The 18,668-nt window shown below is 41.4% G+C and carries 18 protein-coding genes and 1 riboswitch; of the genes, 10 read left to right on the plus strand and 8 right to left on the minus strand.

Annotation, left to right across the window (positions count from 1 at the left end):
• Window positions 1-68: 68 nt before the first annotated feature.
• Complete coding sequence (gene suhB / locus BKG94_RS05685; RefSeq protein ID WP_077435092.1) at window positions 69-872, minus strand: inositol-1-monophosphatase; 804 nt, start codon at window positions 870-872, stop codon at window positions 69-71.
• A 199-nt stretch (window positions 873-1,071) separates the two neighbouring features.
• Between suhB and BKG94_RS05690 the strand changes: the two genes are divergently transcribed.
• The 9 genes from BKG94_RS05690 (at window position 1,072) to yfbR (ending at window position 9,971) form a co-directional block, all read left to right on the plus strand.
• Entirely contained in the window at window positions 1,072-1,587 is a 516-nt protein-coding gene (locus BKG94_RS05690; protein WP_077435094.1) for a type II secretion system protein, read from the plus strand.
• Window positions 1,588-1,591: 4 nt separating this feature from the next.
• Window positions 1,592-2,296: a PulJ/GspJ family protein gene (locus tag BKG94_RS05695; RefSeq protein ID WP_077435096.1), complete on the plus strand. Its 705-nt coding sequence runs from the start codon at window positions 1,592-1,594 to the stop codon at window positions 2,294-2,296.
• The gene (locus BKG94_RS05700) at window positions 2,293-2,985 is read left to right on the plus strand and encodes a DUF2572 family protein (RefSeq protein ID WP_077435098.1); all 693 of its coding nucleotides are present in this window, start codon (window positions 2,293-2,295) and stop codon (window positions 2,983-2,985) included. The genes BKG94_RS05695 and BKG94_RS05700 overlap by 4 nt, the downstream gene beginning before the upstream one ends.
• 4 nt (window positions 2,986-2,989) lie before the next feature.
• Window positions 2,990-3,265, plus strand: coding sequence for a DUF5374 domain-containing protein (locus BKG94_RS05705; protein WP_143538908.1), 276 nt, complete (start codon window positions 2,990-2,992; stop codon window positions 3,263-3,265).
• Window positions 3,266-3,315: 50 nt separating this feature from the next.
• Window positions 3,316-6,687: an exodeoxyribonuclease V subunit gamma gene (recC, locus tag BKG94_RS05710; RefSeq protein WP_077435102.1), complete on the plus strand. Its 3,372-nt coding sequence runs from the start codon at window positions 3,316-3,318 to the stop codon at window positions 6,685-6,687.
• Window positions 6,688-6,776: 89 nt separating this feature from the next.
• Entirely contained in the window at window positions 6,777-7,226 is a 450-nt protein-coding gene (gene nrdR, locus BKG94_RS05715) for a transcriptional regulator NrdR (RefSeq protein WP_077435104.1), read from the plus strand.
• Window positions 7,227-7,228: 2 nt separating this feature from the next.
• Complete coding sequence (gene ribD, locus BKG94_RS05720; RefSeq protein ID WP_077435106.1) at window positions 7,229-8,347, plus strand: bifunctional diaminohydroxyphosphoribosylaminopyrimidine deaminase/5-amino-6-(5-phosphoribosylamino)uracil reductase RibD; 1,119 nt, start codon at window positions 7,229-7,231, stop codon at window positions 8,345-8,347.
• Window positions 8,348-9,370 (plus strand): outer membrane-stress sensor serine endopeptidase DegS, encoded by a 1,023-nt coding sequence (gene degS, locus BKG94_RS05725; protein WP_077435108.1) that lies wholly within the window; start codon window positions 8,348-8,350, stop codon window positions 9,368-9,370.
• Between the two features lie 7 nt (window positions 9,371-9,377).
• Window positions 9,378-9,971, plus strand: coding sequence for a 5'-deoxynucleotidase (yfbR, locus tag BKG94_RS05730; protein WP_077435110.1), 594 nt, complete (start codon window positions 9,378-9,380; stop codon window positions 9,969-9,971).
• Between the two features lie 75 nt (window positions 9,972-10,046).
• Here the strand turns inward: yfbR and rnb are convergent, their stop codons facing one another.
• The 6 genes from rnb to queC form a co-directional block, all read right to left on the minus strand.
• Window positions 10,047-12,026, minus strand: a complete 1,980-nt coding sequence (gene rnb / locus BKG94_RS05735) for an exoribonuclease II (protein WP_077435112.1) — start codon at window positions 12,024-12,026, stop codon at window positions 10,047-10,049.
• 66 nt (window positions 12,027-12,092) lie between these two features.
• Window positions 12,093-12,881 (minus strand): enoyl-ACP reductase FabI, encoded by a 789-nt coding sequence (locus tag BKG94_RS05740; protein ID WP_077435114.1) that lies wholly within the window; start codon window positions 12,879-12,881, stop codon window positions 12,093-12,095.
• A gap of 93 nt (window positions 12,882-12,974) precedes the next feature.
• Complete coding sequence (locus BKG94_RS05745; protein ID WP_077435116.1) at window positions 12,975-13,730, minus strand: Nif3-like dinuclear metal center hexameric protein; 756 nt, start codon at window positions 13,728-13,730, stop codon at window positions 12,975-12,977.
• 112 nt (window positions 13,731-13,842) lie between these two features.
• Complete coding sequence (locus BKG94_RS05750; protein WP_077435118.1) at window positions 13,843-14,484, minus strand: 7-carboxy-7-deazaguanine synthase QueE; 642 nt, start codon at window positions 14,482-14,484, stop codon at window positions 13,843-13,845.
• A gap of 6 nt (window positions 14,485-14,490) precedes the next feature.
• Window positions 14,491-14,916, minus strand: a complete 426-nt coding sequence (gene queD / locus BKG94_RS05755) for a 6-carboxytetrahydropterin synthase QueD (RefSeq protein WP_077435120.1) — start codon at window positions 14,914-14,916, stop codon at window positions 14,491-14,493.
• Entirely contained in the window at window positions 14,909-15,592 is a 684-nt protein-coding gene (gene queC, locus BKG94_RS05760) for a 7-cyano-7-deazaguanine synthase QueC (RefSeq protein WP_077435122.1), read from the minus strand. Before queC ends, queD begins: the two co-directional genes overlap by 8 nt.
• 2 nt (window positions 15,593-15,594) lie before the next feature.
• Window positions 15,595-15,639: riboswitch (PreQ1 riboswitch) on the minus strand.
• 157 nt (window positions 15,640-15,796) lie between these two features.
• On the opposite strand from queC, the gene BKG94_RS10000 reads away from it, so the two are divergent.
• The gene (locus BKG94_RS10000) at window positions 15,797-15,940 is read left to right on the plus strand and encodes a hypothetical protein (RefSeq protein ID WP_164703637.1); all 144 of its coding nucleotides are present in this window, start codon (window positions 15,797-15,799) and stop codon (window positions 15,938-15,940) included.
• A gap of 53 nt (window positions 15,941-15,993) precedes the next feature.
• Here BKG94_RS10000 and gyrA read toward each other — a convergent pair whose 3' ends face one another.
• Entirely contained in the window at window positions 15,994-18,636 is a 2,643-nt protein-coding gene (gyrA, locus tag BKG94_RS05765; RefSeq protein WP_077435124.1) for a DNA topoisomerase (ATP-hydrolyzing) subunit A, read from the minus strand.
• Window positions 18,637-18,668 lie beyond the last annotated feature (32 nt).

Here is an 18,668-nt window from a genome sequence, read left to right on the forward strand (position 1 = left end):
TGAAAAAACGATAAAAAAATAACCGCACTTTGAGATATAAAAAGTGCGGTTGTTTTTTTCAAAGTTTTTTAGTTTTTAAAATCAGCGCCTAAACAAGGACGAATTTTGTTTATCATCTCTTTTAATACTCGGCTTGGAGCGGCAATGATATTTCCACTACGTAAATAGCCGTTGCCTGCTTCGAAATCGCAAACTAACCCCCCGGCTTCACGTACAATTAAATCACCTGCTGCACAATCCCAGGCTTTGATACCCATTTCAAAATAACCGTCAACACGGCTTGCTGCGACATAGCATAAATCTAATGCGGCAGAACCTGTACGGCGGAAATCCGCAACATTTTCAATTAATGAGTTCATTATAGCAAATTGGGTTGGCATCAGTTTGGGTTGTTTGAATGGGAAACCGGTGGCAAGAATTGAGCCTTGAAGTTCACGTTTTGCATCAACCCGTAAACGCACTTCATTTAATTTTGCACCTTCACCACGCACGGCAGTGAATAATTCATTACGGATAGGATCATAAACCACGCCAACTTCGGTTCGGTTTTTCACACGGATAGCGATTGATACAGAAAAGTGCGGCAAACCATTCATAAAATTACGGGTGCCGTCTAGTGGATCGATAATCCATTGTATATCGCTTTCTTTCCCTTCAATGGCACCGGTTTCTTCAGTGATGATTGTGTGATCAGGATAAGATTTACGGATAATCTCAATAATCTCCGCTTCAGCAAGTTTATCTACGTTGGTCACATAATCGTTAATACCTTTTTGCGTTGTTTCGATAGTATCACGGCGTTCATAATTTTTAGCAATGACATTGCCCGCTCTTCGCGCCGCGCGAATGGCGATATTTAACATTGGATTCATAATTCCACCAGATTTTAAAGAACAGAAAATTTCCGCGCCATTATAACGGCATTTATGAAAATAACCAGCTGAAAATCATAAAACAATATTTTTTCCTTATCTTTTTATGGCTTTTGCGATCTGAATCGAAAAAATGATTCATTACTGTTGTACTTGCGAGAAAAGTCATTAAAGTGCGGTCGAAATTGAGGAAAGTTTTATGCGAAAAGGTGCGACATTGATTGAATTATTAATCGGTTTGGCGATTATCAGTATTGCATTGAGTTTTACTGTCCCCCTCTGGAAAACTGATAATCCCAAGAGAATTTTAGCGAAAGAGCAGCATCGCCTTTATTTATTTTTGCGACAAATCCAGGGGCGGGCGGAAAATTCTTCCGAGATTTGGTTTATTTTGGCAAACCGTCATCCCACAACGAAGCGTTGGTGTATGACAGCTCAAGTGAAAAATGACAAACTCTGTGATTGTTTGAATCCCACAGCTTGCCCCAAAGCAGTTTATGCCCACTTTTATTATCCCTATTTTGCGGAGAAAACCATGCTCATCAGTCCGAAGATTTATCCCGTGGAAGTGGCGCGTTTTAATGGCATACGCAATACCATTGATTCCAACTGTTTTTTATTGCAAGCAGGCGAGGAACGTACCTTATTTTCCTTTTTTAATGTAGGTAGTTTGAAATTGAAACCAAATCAATCAGCCAGTGCTTGTGCGAGATAATAAGATGAAAAAAGGGCAAACATTATTGGCGTTAATGATTTCATTAGCTATTTCATCCGCACTTTTGTTGGTGGTGTCACGGTTTTACACCAATATACAAGTTCAGAATCGACAGATGCTGTTGAGATTGAAACTTCAGGCGGAATTGCAACGAACGATTCAGCTTATCGGTAAAGATCTTCGTCGTGCAGGGTTTCGGGCATTAAATAATAAGTTAATTGAAAGCAATGTCAGTTTATTTGAGTTAGACGGAAAAGGCTTGGCACTGTTTATTTCTCAAGCAGACAATGCACCGAGAAATAGTTGTGCTTTATTTTTTTACGATCTCAATGCAAACGGATGTATCGGTGAAAAATTCACGAAAAATACTTGTTTAAATGGGGGGCAAAATGTGGCAAAAAGCATCGAAAAAGAGCTTTTTGGCTATAAATTGAATAGTAAAATGATTGAAACGAAACAAACCTATAAAAGTGCAATTAATAGCAAGTGCCAATCAACTGAATGTCAAAAAGCACTTCAACAAACCGCTTGTAATGCCGGGGGAGGTTGGACGGATTTACTGGATGAAAATGAATATGAAATTACTCACTTGCAATTTAATTGGGTGGCGGAGGGGAAAGGGGTTGAAATTCAGCTTGCCGGCAATTTAAAAAGCTATCCGGCTATTCAATATGAAACGGCTATGGTGGTGGCATTGTGGAATCAATGATTCTGTATAGGGGAAGAAAGGGCATAGTAACACTCAATATTTTGATCTTTCTTTCAGGATTATTGGCGGTGATCTTGCTTTTTGATGATAGTACCCTGAGTTTTTTTCGTGCACTGCAAATGCAGCGTAAAAATTATGTGGAACGAGCATTAGTGTTACAAAAAATGACATCGCAAGAAAAAGAAAACGCTTGTTTATCATTGCCTTTGGATAATTCGGATCGTGTTCGACAGGTTTCTATACATATGGCGGACACAGAAGATGCCATTCAGTATTCGCTCTGGTGTCAGCGTACTACGATATTTAAAAAATCACCAACGAAAGGTGATAATCAAGGTTTGTTGGCAAATTTTATTCACTTAGAAAATCTTGATGAATTTCGCCCGCACTTTTCAACGCCTCCCCATCCTTTAGTCACGAATAAAACGCCACAGCTATATTGGTTTCAAGGAAAGCAAACCGAATGGGAAGTGAATGGCATAGTACAAGGCATTTTGGTCGCGGAAGGGGATTTAACCCTGCGTGGTAAAGGTCGGGTGAGTGGTGCGGTGATTACAGGCGGAAAGCTCCTATTAGAAGGTGTGACCGTTGCCTATGGTAAAAAGATCATTGAGCCTTTGGTGCAACAATACAGTAAATGGCAATTAGCGGAGAAAAGTTGGAGTGATTTTAAAGCCCCGAGTGAATAAGGGAATGTCGCTGACTTCCGTGTTGTTTACGCTTATGGTGTTTAGCACATTGTTTCTTGTGTTTAATCGCTGGACGGCAAATCAACGCCAAAGTGCGGTGAAAATCTATCATGATTTTCAAGCCTTACAGATTGCGGAAAATCAGGCTCAGCGACAGTTTTTAGGTTTACCTTGTGAACAACAAGTAAAACAAAATGGCATAGCATTTCAAATACAATGCCAAGGTAATCAAGTGGTGATTCGCTCTCCTTTAGGTGAATTTTCACTGAAAAATGAGTAAAAAACGGGTAAAATGACCCCCATTTTTGCTTATTTTGATAGGTTGCCATTGTGTTTATCGTTTACTATTCCAATCAACTTGAAAAACAAAAAGATATTCTTGCTGAATTGTTCAAAACGCTGCCACGAGAAGATCCCTTTCAACAAGATATTATCTTGGTACAAAGTCCCGGTATGGCACAATGGTTACAGATGGAATTAGCAAAGAAAAATGGCATTTCCGCCCATTTAGCTTTTCCTATGCCGGCAACCTTTATTTGGCAACTTTATGCGGAGAATTTACCGGCGGTTTCCCTACAAAATCCTTTTGATAAGGATTCCATGATGTGGCGTTTAATGAAATTGATGCCCGATTTTTTAGAACGGGAAGTTTTTTCCCCTTTACGTCATTATTTGGCTTCCTCGCCTCATTCTGAACAATATAAACGCTATCAATTAAGCCGCAAGATTGCGGATTTATTTGACCAATATTTGGTTTATCGCCCTGAATGGATTTTTGCTTGGGAAAAAGGGGAAGATGAGATTATTACCACACAAATTAAGGCACAACAGGCTCATTTAAATGAAACCTTGCTACAACAAATTCTCGGCAATGTGGCGTGGCAAGGGGAATTATGGCGAGCTTTGGTTGCGGAGATTAAAGCCGATGTGGGAGAAAATGCCACTCACCGTGCCGCCTTACACGAGCAGTTTCTTGCCTTATTAAATAATAAAAACCAACCGAAAAAATTACCCAATCGACTTTTTATTTTTGGTATTCCGGCATTGCCGACTGCTTATCTGTCTATTTTGCAAGCCATGTCATCGGAGATTGATATTCACCTATTTTTTAACAATCCCAGCCAAGAATATTGGGGGGATATTCGTGATTTGAAGGTGGATTATCTTACTAACCGTACACGTCGAAACCATCAAAAACAGGCTGAAATTCAACCGCTCTTTTCAGAAGAGCAATATGTCGCTTTAATGCAAGGATTAGTTGAAATCACTTATCATAATGAACATTTGCAAGTGGGTAACCCGTTATTGGCAGCTTGGGGAAAAATGGGACGTGATTTCCTTTACACATTGATTCGGGATGAAGAGCGGATTCCCACTTATTCGGTGAATGCTTATGAAGAGATTTCAGCCTCTACCTTGCTTGGGCAATTACAATCTCATATTTTGCATTTAGAAAATCAGCCCTTAAATATTGAAAAAAATGACCGCTCTTTGACTGTGCATGCTTGCCATAGTGCGATGCGGGAAGTGGAAGTGTTGCAAGATTATTTGTTGCATTTATTCAACCAAGATCCGACACTCACACCGAAAGACGTGGTCGTGATGGTGGCGGACATTAACCAATATAGCCCTTATATTCAAGCGGTTTTCGGTCAGAGAAATGGTGAAGCACCACTAATTCCTTTCTCTATTTCTGATAATAAATTATCAGAAAGCGACGTGCTGGTTTCTTGCTATTTAACCTTGTTGCGTTTAAAAGAAAGTCCCTTTAGTGCAGAAGAAATACTCACTTTATTAGATATTCCGGCATTGCGTGAGCGTTTTGAGATTTCCCTTTCTGAGCTTCCTTTAGTGCGAGAGTGGGTGGCGGATGCGGGCATTCGTTTTGGTTTGCAGAAAAACCGGGAAGGCATTAATTTCAACTCATGGCAGGCAGGTTTAGAGCGGATGGTATTAGGCTATGCGATGCGTGAAGAACATGGAATTTGGCAAGAGAGTCTAGGGTTTGATAGTAGTTATGGTTTAAAAGGTTTACTGGCAGGGAATTTATCACGTTTTTTCACCGTGCTTTCTCATTGGCATGAAACGCTCCAACAAGCCCATCCCATAGAAAAATGGCATGAAATATTGACCGCACTTTTGGCAGATTTCTTTGCACAAAACGAAGAAACCCATGACACCCTCTTTTACATTCAAGAGAAAATTAACGAGATAGCGCAGCAGCTTTCTTCACTTCATTTTGATTTGCCTCTGCAAGTGGACGTGATAGCCGATGTAATGACTGACAAATTGGAAGAATCTCCGAATAGTTTGAAATTTTTAGCCGGTAAAGTGAATTTTTGTACCTTACTACCTATGCGGGCAGTGCCTTTTAAAGTAGTTTGTTTATTGGGAATGAATGAGGCAGACTATCCGCGCAGCCAAACGCCAAACAGTTTTGATTTAATGCAATATCATCATCAAAAAGGCGATCGTGTGCGCCGTGATGATGATCGTTATTTATTCCTTGAAGCTCTGCTTGCCGCACGGGATTATTGTTATATCAGCTATATCGGGCGTTCTATTATTGATAATCAAGAGAGAGAACCTTCCGTGTTGGTGAGCCAACTGATTGATTATATCAATCAAGAGAAAGAGGATGATCGAAAACTCCAAGTGCTGCAGCATGCAATGACGGCATTCAGCCCGAGCAATTTCAAAAATGAGGATAATTTCAACCGCTCTTTTGCCACGAAATGGTTACCTATGGCAAAAAATGGTGGGAAGGCTGAGCCAAAAGAGTTCGCCTCTTTAATGGAACATCAAGAAAAGATAACGGAAATTGAACTGGATCGTTTCGTTGGATTTGTGGAAAACCCTGTAAAATTTTTCTTTGAAAAACAACTTGGCGTGTATTTCCGTGATGAAGATGATCGCATTGCCGATAGCGAGAATTTCACTTTGGACGGATTGGATAACTATAGGCTCAATAATGATTTGGTGTATGCCGATGAACAACAATTTGATGAATATTTCGCAAAATCCGCAGTAAAAGGTGTGCTACCTCGTGCTCAATTTGGGCGAGTGGCGGCGGAAAATACCCGTAATATAGTGCTGGAATTTAAGGAAAAAATTGTTGATCTCGGCGAGTCGGCTCATCGTTCGGTTGATTTTACACTGAATGTGATTTGGCAAGAAAAAGAACAGACTATTCGCTTGTTTGGTTATATGGATAATCTTTTCAATGATACACAACAGGTGATTGAATGGCATTTTGCCGGCTACAAAGATCGCTATCGTATTCGCCCTTGGCTTTATTATTTGATCCAATGTGTGACACAAGAAACAGCGATACCGCCAAAATTAATTACCAAAGATCAAACCATTGAATTTCCACCGGTATCACCTGAAATCGCATTGGTACAGTTGCAAATCTATGTGCAGGCTTATTTACAAAGTCAGCTGGAAATTCAGCCAATACCCACTATAGGGAAAATATCGGATTTCATTATAAAAGATGAAAGTGCGGTTGATTTTGAGGGCGTTTTGGTGAAATTACAAAAATTGGCGGAAGATGAAAAACGGAATAACTATACCAAAAAAGCAGATCCTTATTGGGCGCGTTTGTTGGCGCAAACTACGGAATTTGAAAATCGGGAAAATTTGCTGGCATTACTAAAACAAACGACGGATTGGTTTGGCGTATTATTTGCAAAAAAATGATGCAAAATCCTTGAATAAAGGCATGAAGTGAATCGTCAAAATAGACTTTTTTTGCTAAGATAGATACCCATTTTTAGGAGGATACCCCTATGCACTGCCCATTTTGTTCCACTGAAGAAACAAAGGTCATTGATAGCCGATTAGTCTCGGATGGTTATCAAGTTCGCCGCCGTCGTGAGTGCGGTCATTGTCACGAGCGTTTTACTACGTTTGAAACTGCCGAATTGGTTATACCTAAAATTATTAAAAGTGATGGCTCAAGAGAGCCTTTTAATGAAGATAAGCTTCGTAGCGGTATTCAGCATGCTTTGGAAAAACGTCCGGTAAGTTCGGATGATGTGGAAAAAGCGATTAGTCATATTATTTTGCAATTACGCGCTACCGGTGAGCGTGAAGTGGCGAGCCAATTAGTCGGTAAATTGGCAATGAATGAATTAAAAGAAATAGATAAAGTCGCCTATATTCGCTTCGCTTCGGTATATTTGAGTTTTGATAATATCAACCAATTTACCAAAGAAATTGAAAGCCTGAAGGATTAATTATGTCGGATCAATTTACCGCTCAAGACTACCAATTTATGCAACGCGCTTTGGATTTAGCGGCAAAAGGCGTTTATACCACTACGCCGAATCCCGCTGTGGGCTGTGTTTTGGTTAAGAATGGTGAGATAGTGGGAGAAGGCTTTCATTTTAAAGCGGGGCAGCCTCATGCGGAACGAGTTGCTCTTGCACAAGCTGGTGAAAATGCAAAAGGAGCCACCGCTTATGTGACTTTGGAACCTTGCTCCCATTATGGTCGCACACCGCCTTGTGCATTAGGTTTAATTGAAGCCGGTGTCGGGAAAGTTATCGCTGCAATGCAAGATCCGAATCCACAGGTGGCGGGTAAGGGCTTGAAAATGATCGCTGAAGCGGGCATTGAAAGTGCGGTCAATTTATTGAGTGATTCTACAGAAAAACTCAACAAAGGTTTTTTAAAACGTATGCGGAAGGGCACCCCTCTTATACAACTTAAATTAGCTATGAGCCTTGATGGTAGAACTGCCATGGCAAGCGGAGAAAGTAAGTGGATTACCGGGGTAGCCTCACGTGCAGACGTGCAAAAAATGCGGGCAAAATCATCCGCACTTTTATCCACATCTGCTACTGTTTTAGCCGATAATCCTAGTTTAAATGTGCGTTGGGAAGATTTTCCCAATGATCTTAAAAAAGAATATGTGAAAGAAAAGGTTCGTCAGCCTGTACGGGTTATTTTAGATTCGCAACATCGTATTCAGCCAAGCCATAAATTGTTTGAAACAGATGCCCCGGTGTGGTTGGTTTCAAGTGAAGCGCGCGATCTTGCGAATTTTCCCGATTTTTGTGAACAAATTATTTTACCTAAAGAGAATCTCTTATCCGAATTAATGGTTGAATTAGGCAAACGTCAAATTAATAGCCTTTGGATTGAGGCAGGCAAAAATTTAGCCGGTAGCTTGATTGAACAAAAATTGGTGGACGAGTTGATCCTTTATATTGCTCCGAAATTATTAGGCGAAAAAGCCCGTGGTCTATGCAGCTTGCCTTTAACACAATTATCCGATGCTCCTTTGTGGCAACTTGACGAAATTCAACAAATTGGTGATGACATAAAATTACTTTACACACCAAAAGGATCTTAAATGCTTAGAAAACTTTTTTATTCCGCCCTTTGGGGATTAGCCGCTGCCGGAATAATTCTCTTTGCGGTGCCAAGAATAAATAGCAACAACATTTTTACTTCTGATGACATTGTTTCTTTTAAAAATGCGGTACGTATCGCATCGCCAGCTGTCGTCAATGTTTATAACCGATCTTTTTCCTCCGCCAGTATTAACGATAATGATCAACTGCAAGTGAATAATTTGGGGTCTGGGGTGATCATGAGTAAAGACGGTTACATTCTCACCAATAAACATGTGATTCAAAATGCGGATCAAATCGTTGTAGCGCTCCAAAATGGCAATATTTATGAAGCAAACCTCATTGGATCTGATAATTTGACGGATCTTGCCGTGCTAAAAATCCGAGCGGATAATCTGACGACTATTCCACAAAACGCAGAGCGTCAAGTTCATGTTGGAGATGTCGCTTTGGCGATTGGTAATCCTTATAATCTTGGGCAAAGTGTCTCTCAGGGGATTATTAGTGCCGTAGGTCGAAGTGCAGTGGGGGATTCCCTTGGCAGACAGAATTTTATTCAAACGGATGCTTCAATTAATCGTGGTAATTCAGGTGGGGCATTGATTAATTCCGCCGGTGAATTAGTTGGTATTAGTACATTGAGTATTGGTAAGACTTCAACTGAAATTGCCGAAGGCTTGAATTTTGCTATTCCAATGGATATCGCAAATGATGTATTGAATAAAATTATTCGTGATGGTCGGGTAATTCGAGGCTATTTTGGTGTACAAAGTGAACTTAATTCCAGTTCGGAACCGGGAATTTTGATTACAGGCGTTACGCCTAATAGCCCTGCATCAAAAGCCGGTATTCAAGTGGGTGATGTCATTTTAAAGCTTAATAATCAAGAGGGAATTTCAACCCGTGAAATGATGCAAATTATCTCTAATACTAAGCCGAATACAAAAGTGACGGTGACTGTGATGCGTTTAGGACGAGTGTTTGATTTGTCTGTGATGGTGGAAGAATTACCGTCTAACTAGAGGTTGTATGGAAATTAAAACCAGCCATTTTTTTGCTTGTTTGGATCGCTTGCGTTTGATTCAACGTTGGTCGTTGATGCGTAATATTGAAAAAGAAAATCTTGCGGAACATAGCCTGCAAGTCGCCTTTGTGGCGCAAGCCTTGGCGATTATTAAAAATAAATTTTTTGGCGGAAAAGTGAACCCGGAACGTATTGCGGTGATGGCGATGTATCACGATACATCCGAAATTTTTACCGGTGATTTACCTACCCCTATCAAATATTTCAACCCTGAAATTACCCAAGCCTATAAACAAATTGAGAGTGCGGCAGAGCTTCATTTAATCAGCCTTTTACCGCAAGAATTACAAGAGGATTTTGCCCCCTATTTAGATAGCGAAACCTTTTCTGAAGAGGAAAAACACCTCGTCAAACAAGCCGACCTCATCTGCGCCTATGTCAAAGCCCAGTTTGAACTGGATAACGGCAATCAAGAATTTAAAACCGCCAAAACAAGATTAGAAACCCTAATGCAGCAATGGCACAGCCAAGAAATGGATTATTTCTTACAAGTATTTATGCCAAGTTTCGGGCGATCTTTGGATGAGATTGCATTGTGATTGAGAGAAAAGTGAGGTTAGTTTTCCAAACAAAAATGGCGTTTAAAAACGCCATTTTTTATGCTGGAACTTATATTACATCACCACAGAACCCACAATACTTCTTGTACTTTCTTTCACTTCCGTGAGTTTCACTCTTACAATATCCCCGATTTTGTAGGTGCGTTCACCTTTAATATAAAGGGCGAGTTCATCGTAATTCACTTGGATTTCCTCTTTATTGTTGTGCAGGGCTGAGACAGGAACAAACATGGATGCGCCATTTTCTAATAATTGTACCCGTAATCCGCCTCTCATAACATCTTGCACTTCCGCATCAAACTCGGCATTTTCATCCACTTTGTCGGCAAGATAGCGGCAATATAACCAATCGGCAATATCACGCTCTACAAGGCGATTTTGGCGGCGAGCTTCTTGTAGTCGTGCCAATACCTCATCTTGTGGTTTTTCACAAAGTTGTTGGGTGAGCACGGCTTTGATTAAGCGGTGGTTTACCATATCGGAGTATTTACGAATTGGTGATGTCCAAGTGGCATAGCCTTCCAAGCCTAAACCAAAGTGCGGGGCGAGTTCCGCTTTAAATTCAGCGAAGGTTAAATAGCGGCGTAAGCGTAACTCTAAATAATCCCCTTCAATGGGTTCAATATCGTGACGCATTTGGCAATAACCGCTTAGGGTGGATAAATTTTCCACCGAATAACGCTCATTCAGTTCTGCTTGGTTTTCTTCATTGGCTAAATTTGCCATTAAGAATTGGTGAGCGTTTTCCACGAATTTTTTATCAAAACCGCTATGGGTGTTGAAAATCCCGGTGTGAGCTTGCTCGTTTAAGAATTTTGCCGCACAAATGTTGGCAATAATCATAGATTCTTCCACAATTTGATTAGCAATGCGGCGGTGTTCCGCTTTGATCTCTTGCACTTTGCCATTTTCAGCCAGTATAAAAGAATAGTCCGGTTTTTCTTTGAATAACAATGAATGGGTTTTACGCCAGTTGATACGGGCGAGGGTGAATTGGTGTAAACGCTGAATTTGCTCGTTGATTTCAGCGGTTTCCGGTTGCCACGCATCGGGTGCTTGTTCCAAATAATCAGACACTTTGTTATAGGCAAGTTTGGCTTTAGATTGAACATAAGCCGAAACAAAATGCGGTTTGGCGGTGATATTGCCCTGTAAATCCGTTTCAATATAGCAAACTAGGGCAGGGCGGGTTTCATTTTCCATTAAAGAGCAGAGTTCATCGGAAAGTTCCCGTGGCAACATTGGGATATTAAAACCGGGGAGGTAGTTGGTGAAACAACGTTGTTTCGCATCTTTTTCAATTTGTGAATCAAGAGCGATGTAGGCGGTAGGATCGGCAATCGCTACTACTAATTTCCAACCGGTCTGCTCCCCATTTTGCGCCACAGGTTCGATATAGAGCGCATCGTCCATATCTTGTGTGCTTTCGCTGTCAATGGTCACAAAATGAAGTGCGGTCAGATCTTCACGAGTTTGTTGATCAAGCATTTCATAGTGATCTGCCCCTTGCACCGGATAACGGGATTGTTCGTGGCGAGCGAGGGTGACCCACCAAGGGGCGAATTCATCTTCAGCACGGCAAATAAATTGGTTAATGGTGGCGTAGAAAAAGCGATCATCTCGTAATGGGTGAGTTTTCAAATTGGCCACTACCCAATCCCCTTCTTGCAATTCTTCTTTTACCGATTTGGCTTGTTGTGCACCAATAGGTTGATTAATGCTTGGATGATCCACCAATACTTGTAATTTCTTGTCTTTATTGAACCGCACTTTGGCAATAAAGCGAGTCAACATCGGCTCAATTAAGGATTCCGGCTCCGCTTGTTCTTTATCGCCTTGTTTTTCAATGGTGGCGGTAATTTTATCGCCGTGCATCACTTTTTTCATGGCAGGTGGAGCAATAAAATAAGTTTTTTTATCACATTCTAAAAAACCATAGGCTTTATCGGTACTTTTTACTACACCTTCTACACGTTCTTTGCTTTCGTGAATTTGTTGTTTGAGTTGTGCGAGTAGTGGATTATCTTGGAACATAGTTATATCTTAAAAAAGAGAAAAGGCAGACCAAAAAGTCTGCCTGGAAATAAATCATAAGAAAAATTATTCTTCACCCAATTCGCCCATTGCGGTGATGCTGAAGCCGGCATCCACATGAACGATTTCACCGGTAATCCCTGAAGCGAGATCAGAACATAAAAACGCAGCGGAATTACCGACATCTTCGATGGTAACAGTACGGCGTAATGCGGCGGTTTTCTCAAAGGCTGAAAGCATTTTCTTGAAGTTTTTAATGCCTGATGCCGCTAATGTGCGGATCGGACCTGCAGAAATGGCATTGACACGAATACCTTCTTTACCTAAATCAGCCGCCATTACACGAGTGGCCGCTTCTAATGAGGCTTTAGCCAAACACATCACATTATAGTTCGGGATAGCACGTTCTGCCCCTAAGTAAGAAAGGGTCAGTAATGCCGCATTTGGATTTAAATAAGGACGTGCGGCTTGTGCCATTGCCACAAAGCTGTACGCACTGATATCGTGCGCAATACGATAGCCCTCACGGGTAGCGGCATTCACATAATCACCGTCTAATTGATCGCCCGGTGCAAAGGCAATAGCGTGTACGAAACCGTCAAATTTATCCCAATGTTTGCTTAATTCTGCAAAGCAGTTTTGAATACTTTCATCGGTCGCCACATCTAAAGGAAGCACGATGTCAGAACCAAATTCTTTAGCAAATTCTTCTACACGCGGTTGTAATTTTTCGTTTAAATAAGTGAACGCAAGCTCTGCGCCTTGTTCTTTCATTGATTTTGCAATCCCGTAAGCAATAGAACGATTGCTTGCAAGACCTGTGACTAAAATTCGTTTACCTGTTAAGAAACCCATATTTTTTCCTATTGGTTGAATGAAAAATTGTGTGGATTATACCTGTTTTGCCAATTTTGAGCAATGAAACGGCTTTTTGGTTGAACCAGTATATTACGCCGGATTATCAATATCCTTAAATTCCACATCAAAACCATATTCTTTAGCTAGCCATTCGCCTAAGGCTTTAATGCCGTAACGTTCGGTAGCGTGATGACCGGCGGCAAAAAAATGGATGCCTTGTTCACGGGCGGAATGAATGGTTTGTTCTGACACTTCGCCTGTAATAAAGGCATCACAACCTTGTGCGGCGGCTAAGTCGATATAGCTTTGCCCCCCTCCGGTGCAAATGCCGATTTTACGGATCAAGTGCGGTCCGTTTTCCGTGCAAATTAACGGTTTACGGTGAAGGACTTGTTCAATGCGTAAAGCAAATTCCTCCGCCGTTACCGGTTGATTTAATTCGCCCCAAACAGGAATGCTTGGAGTGTTATTTTCGAGAGGGCGTAAGTTTTCAATACCTAAAAGTTTGGCAAGTTGTGCATTGTTACCTAATTCGGGATGCACATCTAAAGGCAGGTGATAGCCATATAAATTAATGTCATTGATTAACAGGGTTTTTATCCGTTTGCCTTTCATTCCCCGAATACAAGGCGTTTCATTTTTCCAAAAATAGCCGTGATGGACGAGTAGGGCGTCTGCTTGCTGGCTGACCGCATAATCAATTAACGCTTGGCTGGCAGTGACGCCGGTAATGATTTTCTTGATATTTGCTTTGCCTTCGACTTGTAAACCGTTTGGCGCATAGTCGGAAATTTGGTTTGAATTGAGGGTTTGGTTAAGAAGTTGTTCAAGTTCAAGATTATTCATTGTCAAAGAGAAATGAGAAAAAGATAGCGTATAGTACGAAATTTAATAAAAAATGGCTAGCCCAAAACATTGATTGAGCATATTGCGCTTGCTTTGTTAGCCATTTACTGCTTTATTCAATTCCCACTAATTTATGGGTTTGTAAACTCAGTTGCCATTTGGGCTTCCATTTGTGGGTATGAGAGCGTTGATTGAGTTTGCCTAACTGGGTGATGGTTTCCAGTAAATTCATTTTCCCTTCTCTTTCACAAGGGGAAAGATAGTAATGCTCGGCCTGAATTTTCTGTTCGATCAGCTCACAAAAAGGCAGGATATTTTCATCCACCACAATACGCACCTCATTGGCAGAGGCAATACATTGTTTTTCGTATTTGTGTGCATAAAGTCCTTTGGGGCTAGTGGCGATGTAATCAATTTGCGGGGGAACGGGTTTTAATCCGTTCGTTTCAATGGCAAGAAAATAGCCTGCCTGTTTGAATTGTTCGAGTAAGTATTCAATATGCGGCACGATAGTGGGTTCGCCACCGGTGATGATAATATTCTTTGCGGAAAATGACCGCACTTTTGCCAGAATTTGCGAAGCGGATTGGCGTTCAAATTGGTTATAGGCGGTATCGCACCAAGGGCAGGTGAGATTGCATTTGCCAAAACGCACGAAAATACTCGGCATACCCGTATTGAAGCCTTCCCCTTGCAGGCTTTCAAAAATTTCCACGATATTAAAATGCGGTTCTAAAACTCTTTGATTTTTCACCGCACTTTACTCCGAGTATTCACAAAAAGAAGTTGGCGTTTCCCATAAGCGAATCGTAGAAACAGCCAGTTTTTCATCGTATTTCAAGCGATTGAAAATAAAACGTGCGAGTTCTTCTGCAGTGGTGCGGAAAGGTACGCCAAAAGTTTTGGAATCAAGTGATTGTAATAGTTTGGCGATTTTGTTTTCACGCTCGTTGGTTTCATCATAAATAAAGGCGTGATCCATCGGTTCTAAAATAGCTTTTTTTACAATAGTTTTGAGATCGGAAAAATCAATCACCATGGATTTTTTTGCACCAAGTGGAGACAAATCGCCCATAATTTCTACCTGTAATTTATAAGTGTGACCGTGCAGGTTCTGACATTTTCCATCGTGACCGTCCAACAAATGCGCCATATCAAAACTAAACTCTTTGGAAATTTTAAACATTGTTACCGCCTTTTTGTGCGAGATATTCCGATAAGCCTTGATTGCGTAATCGACAACTTGGACATTGCCCGCAGCCGCCTTCTACGCCTTCATAGCAGGTGTGGGTGTGGTGGCGTACATAATCTAATACGCCTAATTCATCGGCGAGCTGCCAGGTTTGGGTTTTGGTGAGATACATTAGGGGCGTTTTAATCGTGAAGGGATAATCCATGGCAAGGTTGAGGGTGACATTCATCGACTTGATGAACACATCACGGCAATCCGGATAGCCGCTAAAGTCCGTTTCGCATACGCCTGTGATGATATCTTGAATACCTTGTCCTTTCGCATAAATCGCTGCATAAAGTAAAAATAGTGCATTTCGGCCATCGACAAAGGTATTGGGGATTTCGTTATTTTTTTGTTCGATTTTCGCCTGCTCATCCATTAATGCGTTGTGGGTAATGGCTTTGATGACGGAGGTATCGATTAAAGTTTGTTTGATGCCAAGATCTTGGGCGATCCACTGTGCTTTTTCTAGTTCAATAGCGTGACGCTGACCGTATTGAAAGGTGATCGCTTCGACATTTTCTTTGCCGTAATCGGCGATGGCTTGGAATAAACAGGTGGTGGAATCTTGTCCGCCTGAAAAGATCACAATCGCTTTTCGATTGCGGTTTGGGTTTGAAATATTCATGATTGTACCTAGTTTTTTTGTGTAGGAGGTTTGCGAACTACATAAGGGTGGGCATTGTAAAAGGGATAATAGACTTTATCAAGGGGCTTATCATTTTTGATGTAAATAAAAGTACTCGAGGGGAAATCATTATTATTGCTTGAAAGTCGTTGGGTTATGTTATAATTTGAGGCGATTTAATCATAGTAAACAAAGGTAGATGTCATGAAGAAATTATTATTCGTTGTTGTGGGAGCATTGCTTATTTCTGCTTGTGCCAATAAAGACGTGTATTTTAATGGTTCGGAAGGATCTCATTCCGGGATGAAATTTGATAAAGACACCCGTCATTGGGGCGTGAATCGTTAAGGAAAACATTAAAAAAGTGCGGTTAATTTTAACCGCACTTTTTATATTAGAAATTATTCTTCAGAACCGACATCTTCCGACATTTCTTCTTCATCGACATCACAGACACGTTCAAGACTGACAACATTTTCATTTTCTGCAGTGCGGATTAAACGAACGCCTTGTGTGTTACGACCGACAATACTCACTTCACTCACACGGGTGCGAACCAACGTACCGGCATCGGTGATCAGCATAATTTGATCGGTTTCTTCCACTTGGGTCGCTGCTACAACTTTACCATTACGCTCACTCACCTTAATGGAAATCACCCCTTTGGTATTGCGGGATTTGGTTGGATATTCGCTTAATTGTGTGCGTTTACCGTAACCGTTTTGGGTTGCGGTCAAGATTGCGCCTTCGCCTTTTGGAATAACTAAGGAGACCACTTTGTCGATATTGAGATCTAAGGAATCTTCTGCATTTTCATCAGAAATTTCTTCAATTTCGACCGCACTTTCATCTTCAGACATATCGTTGGTTAAGGCGAGTTTTATACCTCGAACCCCGGTGGCTAAACGTCCCATTGCTCGTACGGCGGTTTCAGCGAAACGCACAACACGACCTTGAGAGGAGAACAACATAATTTCATTGCTACCGTCAGTAATATCCACACCGATAAGCTCATCTTCATCACGCAAATTCAACGCGATGATACCGCTGGAACGTGGACGGCTAAATTCGGTGAGGGCAATTTTCTTCACGATACCGCCTGCCGTTGCCATCACCACAAATTTATCTTCTTCATAAGCGGAAACCGGTAAGATAGCGGTGATACGTTCATTTTCTTGTAATGGCAGAATGTTTACGATTGGACGGCCACGTGCGCCGCGGCTGGCTTGTGGAAGTTGATACACTTTCAACCAATACAAACGCCCACGGCTTGAGAAGCAGAGAATGGTGTCGTGGGTATTGGCAACCAAGAGTTTCTCGATGAAATCTTCTTCTTTCATCTTCGTGGCTGATTTTCCTTTCCCACCACGGCGTTGTGCTTCATAGTCGGTTAGCGGTTGATATTTCACATAACCTTCATGGGAAAGCGTCACAACCACATCTTCTTGGGCGATAAGATCTTCTAAATCAATATCTCCTGACGCCGTGGTAATTTCTGTTAAACGTTCATCACCAAATTGTGATTTCACTTCTTCCAATTCTTCACGAATTACTTCCATTAAACGTTCAGGGCTTCCTAAAATATGGAGAAGATCGGCAATTTTCACCAATAATTCTTGGTATTCTTTCACCACTTCTTCAAAAGCGATGCCGGTTAAACGGTGTAAGCGAAGTTCTAAAATCGCATTGACCTGTGCCGGCGATAAATAATATTGTTCGCCTTGAATACCCAACCCTTCCTCAAGATCATCCGGACGGGCGGTGATATCAAGTAAATTGATAATATCCGAGTGTAATGTCCAAGGGCGTGAACTAATGGTGCTAGCGGCTTCGTCTCGGTTTTTAGAATTGCGAATGATGGCGATCATTTCATCAATATTAGAACGCGCGACCGCTAAACCTTCTAAAATATGGGTACGCTCACGGGCTTTACGAAGTTCAAAGATCGAGCGACGAGTCACAACCTCACGGCGGTGTAACACAAAGGCTTCAATGATTTCTTTTAGATTAAATAAGCGTGGCTGACCGTGATCCAACGCCACCATATTGATCCCGAAGGTTACTTGCATTTGGGTAAGCGAATAAAGATGATTTAATACTACTTCACCTACCGCATCACGTTTAATATCGATCTCAATGCGGATCCCTTCTTTGTTTGAAAGGTCGGTAATATTGCTGATCCCTTCAATTTTTTTCTCGCGAATAAGTTCAGCAATTTTCTCCACTAATTTTGCCTTATTGACTTGGTAAGGCAATTCCGACACGATAATTTGTTCACGACCTTTATCGTTGGTTTCAACGGTTGCACGTGCACGAACATACACTTTACCACGACCGGTACGATAGGCTTCTTCAATACCTTTACGACCATTGATCAATGCGGCAGTAGGGAAGTCTGGCCCTGGAATATGCTGCATTAATTCATCAATGGTAATTTCGTTATTATCAATATAGGCTAAGCAACCATTTAATACTTCATTGAGGTTATGTGGTGGAATATTGGTTGCCATCCCTACCGCAATACCGGATGAGCCGTTGGCAAGCAGTGCCGGAATACGGGTAGGCAATACATCAGGAATCATTAATTCGCCATCATAGTTTGGCGAGAAATTGACGGTTTCTTTATCTAAATCCGTGAGCAACGCTTGGGTGATTTTTTGCATACGTACTTCGGTATAACGCATTGCCGCCGGTGCATCGCCATCAATCGAACCAAAGTTACCTTGCCCGTCCACCAACATATAACGAAGAGAGAACGGCTGCGCCATACGGACGATGGTGTCATAGACAGCTGAATCACCATGAGGGTGATATTTACCGATTACATCCCCGACCACACGTGCAGATTTGACATATTTTTTATTTGCCGTATTGCCTTCACGATCCATCGAAAACAACACACGGCGGTGTACGGGTTTTAAACCGTCACGTACATCAGGTAGGGCACGTCCGACAATCACGGACATCGCATAGTCAAGGTAGGAGGATTTGAGTTCTTCTTCAATATTGACAGGGGTAATTGAGGATTGGATTGAATCCGTCATGAGTATTCCTTTTTTGATCAAAAAATTGTAGG

This window comes from Rodentibacter ratti, from assembly GCF_002000485.1.
Classification (GTDB): Bacteria; Pseudomonadota; Gammaproteobacteria; order Enterobacterales; family Pasteurellaceae; genus Rodentibacter; species Rodentibacter ratti.

Bases quoted from the DNA above. Each gene is read 5' to 3' on its own strand.
- suhB (WP_077435092.1), bottom strand. From the start codon at position 872: ATGAATCCAATGTTAAATATCGCCATTCGCGCGGCGCGAAGAGCGGGC.
- BKG94_RS05690 (WP_077435094.1), top strand. From the start codon at position 1,072: ATGCGAAAAGGTGCGACATTGATTGAATTATTAATCGGTTTGGCGATT.
- BKG94_RS05695 (WP_077435096.1), top strand. From the start codon at position 1,592: ATGAAAAAAGGGCAAACATTATTGGCGTTAATGATTTCATTAGCTATT.
- BKG94_RS05700 (WP_077435098.1), top strand. From the start codon at position 2,293: ATGATTCTGTATAGGGGAAGAAAGGGCATAGTAACACTCAATATTTTG.
- BKG94_RS05705 (WP_143538908.1), top strand. From the start codon at position 2,990: ATGTCGCTGACTTCCGTGTTGTTTACGCTTATGGTGTTTAGCACATTG.
- nrdR (WP_077435104.1), top strand. From the start codon at position 6,777: ATGCACTGCCCATTTTGTTCCACTGAAGAAACAAAGGTCATTGATAGC.
- ribD (WP_077435106.1), top strand. From the start codon at position 7,229: ATGTCGGATCAATTTACCGCTCAAGACTACCAATTTATGCAACGCGCT.
- degS (WP_077435108.1), top strand. From the start codon at position 8,348: ATGCTTAGAAAACTTTTTTATTCCGCCCTTTGGGGATTAGCCGCTGCC.
- yfbR (WP_077435110.1), top strand. From the start codon at position 9,378: ATGGAAATTAAAACCAGCCATTTTTTTGCTTGTTTGGATCGCTTGCGT.
- rnb (WP_077435112.1), bottom strand. From the start codon at position 12,026: ATGTTCCAAGATAATCCACTACTCGCACAACTCAAACAACAAATTCAC.
- BKG94_RS05740 (WP_077435114.1), bottom strand. From the start codon at position 12,881: ATGGGTTTCTTAACAGGTAAACGAATTTTAGTCACAGGTCTTGCAAGC.
- BKG94_RS05745 (WP_077435116.1), bottom strand. From the start codon at position 13,730: ATGAATAATCTTGAACTTGAACAACTTCTTAACCAAACCCTCAATTCA.
- queD (WP_077435120.1), bottom strand. From the start codon at position 14,916: ATGTTTAAAATTTCCAAAGAGTTTAGTTTTGATATGGCGCATTTGTTG.
- queC (WP_077435122.1), bottom strand. From the start codon at position 15,592: ATGAATATTTCAAACCCAAACCGCAATCGAAAAGCGATTGTGATCTTT.
- BKG94_RS10000 (WP_164703637.1), top strand. From the start codon at position 15,797: ATGAAGAAATTATTATTCGTTGTTGTGGGAGCATTGCTTATTTCTGCT.
- gyrA (WP_077435124.1), bottom strand. From the start codon at position 18,636: ATGACGGATTCAATCCAATCCTCAATTACCCCTGTCAATATTGAAGAA.